3 protein-coding genes and 1 tRNA gene are annotated in these 5186 nt (G+C 58.7%); 3 read left to right on the plus strand and 1 reads right to left on the minus strand.

The genetic code is table 11. The annotated features are described in order from the left end of the window. Positions 1-625: 625 nt before the first annotated feature. Complete coding sequence (locus PKC29_15370) at positions 626-1705, minus strand: HAD family hydrolase (protein HML96799.1); 1080 nt, start codon at positions 1703-1705, stop codon at positions 626-628. Between the two features lie 177 nt (positions 1706-1882). Here PKC29_15370 and PKC29_15375 point away from each other — a divergent pair, with 177 nt between their 5' ends. From PKC29_15375 to PKC29_15385, 3 genes are all read left to right on the plus strand, one after another. Then, positions 1883-3544 carry a cytochrome c biogenesis protein DipZ gene (locus PKC29_15375; GenBank protein ID HML96800.1) on the plus strand — a complete coding sequence of 554 codons (1662 nt, stop codon included), beginning with the start codon at positions 1883-1885 and terminating at the stop codon, positions 3542-3544. Between the two features lie 99 nt (positions 3545-3643). Next, on the plus strand, positions 3644-4276 hold the full coding sequence (locus PKC29_15380; protein HML96801.1) for a hypothetical protein: 633 nt from the start codon (positions 3644-3646) through the stop codon (positions 4274-4276). A gap of 536 nt (positions 4277-4812) precedes the next feature. Continuing rightward, positions 4813-4906, plus strand: a tRNA-Ser gene (locus PKC29_15385). Positions 4907-5186: the final 280 nt, after the last annotated feature.

Consider the following 5186-nt stretch of genomic DNA (forward strand, 5'->3'; position numbering starts at 1 on the left):
AAATACTATACCCCCACCCTGACCCTCCCCCTGGGAGGGGGAGGGAAGAGTAAGGCAGGTCGGATTTTTAACGCTCATCCACTCGATGTCTTCGACATGGCAAGTTAGGTGATTGAATAATATGGACGACCGGGTGGTGCTATGGATTTCGAAGTCAGCTATGTCGATATCCGGCACGCGTGGCGTGGACACGTAGTGTCGTTTTCGACGTAGCACCGAAGTTGCTAAAATCACCGGAAGCACGTCTGGTGGCAAGGGCAGAACGATGCTACTTCGATTGTCTGCGGACACAGTCCGCACGGCCTGGAGGGGTATTGCTGCGCTGCGAGTGCGGCTTGCAATATTATGATTTGGCCGAGGACGCAGGAGGCGCCCCGGACTTAATCCTCCCCTTCTTGCTGGGAGGAAAAAGATTCTTGATGGATTGCTTGTGGAAGTGGATTCCCGATGTATAGGCAGGCTCGGAGCGGTACTGGACAAACGTTTGCGCTTCAAGGTTGGGGCGTCCAATTCCTCACTCGCTCGGAATTGTTGGGAATGACAGACTGGAGGTGACCCCCGCCTTAATCCTCCCCCTTACTAATGGGGAGGAAAGTAAAAAGGCAAAAGGTAAGCAGATAGCGTTTTATTGTTGCGCTTCCTCGAAATTGAAGATGCGGTTCCAGTCTTTTTTCATGCTGATGATTACCCAGCCTTTCGCGTCGGCCTCGTTCGCCAGCGACTGGGGGAAGGTGCCGACGTCGGTGTTCGGCAGGCCTTCGGCCGGGCCGTAGGCGTACTCGCGGACGGGGTCGTCGTGAAGCACCAGCATCATTAGGCGCGCGCCGCTGCCCGCTCCCGTCCATTCGAGCATTTCCCTGTCGCCGTCCGAGTTGCCGAAGGCGGCGGACGGCCGCTGGCCGATGAAGGTTTCGATCCCGACGGCCTTTCCGGGGCCGTCGTCCATCAGGAACAGCCTGGGCTCGCGCACGAGGACGGGCCCGCCGCCGGCCCCGTATTCGTACGATAGGACGAGGCTCGACCCGACTATCTCGGCGGGCGGGAAGCCGTAGACCTCTCTTGCGTAGGCGCGGACGAAGAGCTGCCCGCCGCCCGTGACCATGAACGTGCGGAAGCCGTTTTCGCGGAGGTATGCGATGACCTCCAGCATGGGCCGGTAGACGAGGTCTGTATACGGGCGCTGGTAGCGCGGATGTTTCGCCGTGGCGAGCCATTGTCGAACGGTTTCGGTGAACTGCTCCGTCGTCATTCCGGCGTGCGTGGCGGCTATGATCGCCTTCCAGTCGGCCTTCGTGAAATTCGCTATCGCCCGCGCGTCGTTTGCGATGACGGATTTGTAGGGCTCGGTTTCGCTCCATTCGGGGTGTGACGGAGCGAGGGCGCGTATCCTGCCCAACGCGAAGACGCCCTGCGTGTAAAGGGGATGCTCGACCCAGAGCGTGCCGTCCTGGTCGAAGACGGCTATGCGGTCTTCGGGGGCGACGTAGTCCGGCCCGGATTCGTCCGTCGCTTTCCTTATGAATTCGAAGATCGCCTCCTTCGCCGCGCCGTCATTCCACGATGGCAACGGATCGGCGTCGGGGTAGGGCACGGGCTCTGGCGCGGTCCGTGCACACGCTCCTCCGAATACGAGAATGATAATCAGCAGGGCCAGGGTGTTTAAGCGTGCGCCGGAGCGGGCCGATTCGTGGCTCGATAGCTGCATGGGCATTCCTCCTTCACAGTCCCCGCGCGTGAGAAAAGTAAGCGGGGGTTATGCACGGTTTTTCAATACTACACTATCGCGCCCTTGCGGGAAACCTGCATCTGCAAATAAAACGGGAGAATCCCCGGGTGTACAGCTATACTCTAAACGCATATATATTAGAGATTGGGGAGTGCCATGAATATTCTCGATCCCGCGCTGGCGTTCGTCGAAGGGCTGGCGCTCATCGTATCGCCGTGCATACTGCCCGTACTGCCGCTCGTCCTTTCGGCGTCGGTCGAGGGCGGGAAGAAGAGGCCGTTCGGCATCATCGCCGGGTTCGTTTTCTCGTTCACCCTTTTCGCGCTGGCGTCGCGCCGCATAGTCGAAGCCTTCGGTATAGACACCGAAATAATAAAGTACGTTTCGCTGGTCCTCCTGTTCCTGTTCGGCCTCGTGCTCCTTTCGTCGAAGCTTTCGGATAGATTCAGCGGGCTCACGTCGCGCATTGCGGGTATAGGCGGGAGCTCCAAAATCGGCAGGGGGGACGACCTCTGGAGCGGCCTCGTCGTGGGCGCGCTCATAGGGCTCGTGTGGACTCCTTGCGCCGGGCCGCTGCTCGCCGCCGTCCTCGTCCAGGTCGTCCGGCAGGAGACGGACCTAGCGGGGTTCCTCGTCACGGCTTCGTTCGCGATAGGGGCGGGCGTGCCGATGCTGGCGATCGCGCTCGCCGGGCGGAAGGTGATGGGGAAGCTCGGCTTCTTCACCGCGCATTCGGAGGGCATACGGAAGGCGTTCGGCGTCGTTATCATACTCTCCGTGCTGTTCATCGCATCGGGTATAAACATCGGCTCAATCGAGCCCCCGGGCGGCACCGTGACGGCCGTGAAGCCGGCGGACGTGAAGGGCGAGGAGCTAAAGAACGGGCTCGCAGAGCCGTATCCCGCGCCCGGCTTCGAGGGCATCACGGCGTGGATAAATTCGAAGCCGCTCACGATGGAGGGGCTCAGGGGGAAGGTCGTGCTCGTCGATTTCTGGACGTATTCGTGCGTCAACTGCGTCCGGACGTTTCCATATATAAAGTCGTGGGACGAGAAGTACAGGAAGGACGGGCTCGTGATAGTGGGCGTGCATTCGCCCGAGTTCGAGTTCGAGAAGGATCTCGGCAACGTCAAAAAAGCGGTCGAGGCGAACGGCATAAAATACCCCGTCGCGCTGGACAATAACTTCGACACGTGGACTAATTTCAAGAACCGGTACTGGCCAGCGCATTACCTTATCGACCGCGAGGGGAACGTCGTGTACACGCACTTCGGCGAGGGGAAGTACGATGTGACGGAGAACAACATTCGCTATCTTCTCGGGCTCGGTGCGATGGAGCCGGGCGAGGCCGTGCCGATACCGTATTCGAAGGAGCAGACGCCCGAGACGTATCTGGGATACGAGCGCGCGAAGGGGTACGAGGGCGCGACGCCCATCGAGAAGAACGCGCATGCCGAGTACATGTTCCCCGAAAGCCTCGTGCGGAACGGGTGGGCGCTCGACGGCGGATGGACCGTCGGCGGCGAGAAGATAACGTCGGACGAAGCGGGCTCGGCCATCAGGCTGAGCTTCGCGGCGAAGAAGGTGTTCCTCGTCCTAGGCACTTCGACGGGCGAGCCCGTCACGGCGGAGATAACGCTAGACGGGATGCCGATAGGCATGGCGCGCGGGAGCAGCGTTTCGCCCGACGGGCGCGTGACGGTGGACGCCAACACGCTGTACGAGCTCATAAGCCGTAAGGATTTCGGCACTGGCGTTATAGAGATCAAGGCTGCCGAGCCGGGACTCGAAGCGTACGCCTTTACGTTCGGGAGCTGACGCTCGCACGCCCGCGGGCGGAGTGACTGCAAGACATGAAAGTTACCCCCGCGCGAGAGTCGAAATCCCGCCGATGTTCGGATAATATATTCGACCGTTATGGAAAGACTGGAAGAAAGGCTCGACCGCGAGGTCGGTGAATACCTGGAAAGTGTAGAGGGGATGGACGAGGTGAAGGCGCTTCTCTCGGGCGAGATACCGAGGGAGAGCTACGTCAAGTTCCTCAAGACCTTTTACGTTATCGAAGACATAAGCCGTAAGGCGGTGCTCAAGGCGGCCGACCGGACGAAGTACGACAACCCCTATCTTAGCAAGAGGTTTCTCCTTTGCGCGAGGGGAGAGGAAGGGCACGCCGAGATCGCGCTCGAGGACCTGGCGGGGATGGGCGTTACTGGGGTGGACGTTTCGGGCGTTCCGGAGGTGGCGGAGTACGACGAGTTCCTCCAGAAGGCGGCGGACGAGTTTCCGCTGGGCGTGCTCGGGCACTCGTATCTCTTCGAGAACGCCTCGGGGATAATGTTCCCGAAACACAGGGACCTGCCGTATCCGTCGAAGTTCGTGGTCGTCCACGCGAAGGAGGACCCGGGGCATTCGCTCGCTATAAAGAGGACGGTGCGGAATATCGAGTCTGACATCACGGACGAGGACAAGGACAGGATCATGGATTTCGCGCGCGAGAGCGGGGAGAGGCTGCTCAGGGTTTTCGAGGCGATGGGCGGGCATTCGGATTAACTCCGGAGTCTTTAGCGAAGGAGGCCGATTCCTCGCTCGTTCGGAGTCATAGGCTCCGGAAGCGCGGCTGGAGGTAATAGCGTAACGCCGCTACTTCGATTGTTTACTGCTGGGAGTTTCCATTAGCTGAAGGGGAAGTTCTATACTTAACCTATAAGATCGATATAAGGGTTTCTACTTTTGCCTGACCAAAAGTAGCACACACGTTGTGTGTTTCTCGGCGTAGCAGATTTTGAGACTCGAAGCACCTTAAGCGCGGTTGGTGATAATAGCAATACCTCGCTACTTCGATTGCATGCGGCTGCGAGCCGCCGGGCCGGGGACACGTAGTGTCTTTTTCGGCATAGCGCTGATGATGCCGAAACCACCTGTAGCGCGTCAGAAGATGATAGCAAGGCTTTCGCTACTTCGAATGTCAGCGGACACGGTCCGCCGGGCCGGGGCACACGTGGTGTGCTCGTTGACACTGACCCGTCGGTTAGTTACTGTATATGTCCTCAATACGAAAGGGAATTTGCACCCTTTCGTCCTATTCCGGAGAGGTGGCCGAGTGGTCGAAGGCGCTCGCCTGCTAAGCGAGTATGGGGGCTTAAACCTCCATCGAGGGTTCAAATCCCTCCCTCTCCGCCATTGAATAAATCCAGCCGGGAATGATCAAAAACAAAAGAGAGATTTCTCGCATTTTAGTTTGAGATACTTTCGAGCGGTACCGTATATGCTTTCGTGAAGTCGGCCAAGGGCGTCCGATTCCTCGCTCGCTCGGAATCGTTGCTCGAAATGACAGGATTAAAGACGAGATCCTGAAACGAGTTCATGATGACAAAAAAGCAGATTGCCGCGGTCGCGAAAGGCGCTCCCTCGCAATTGTAGATGTTAAGTAATTCGGGGCAGGAATTCTCCGGGATAGAAT

The organism is Thermodesulfobacteriota bacterium (assembly GCA_035325995.1).
Classification (GTDB): domain Bacteria; phylum Desulfobacterota_D; class UBA1144; order Nemesobacterales; family UBA2774; genus JADLGH01.

What these genes read in the sequence shown, in the direction of transcription:
- PKC29_15380 (HML96801.1), top strand. Translation starts at nt 3,644, where the DNA reads ATGGAAAGACTGGAAGAAAGGCTCGACCGCGAGGTCGGTGAATACCTG.
- PKC29_15370 (HML96799.1), bottom strand. Translation starts at nt 1,705, where the DNA reads ATGCAGCTATCGAGCCACGAATCGGCCCGCTCCGGCGCACGCTTAAAC.
- PKC29_15375 (HML96800.1), top strand. Translation starts at nt 1,883, where the DNA reads ATGAATATTCTCGATCCCGCGCTGGCGTTCGTCGAAGGGCTGGCGCTC.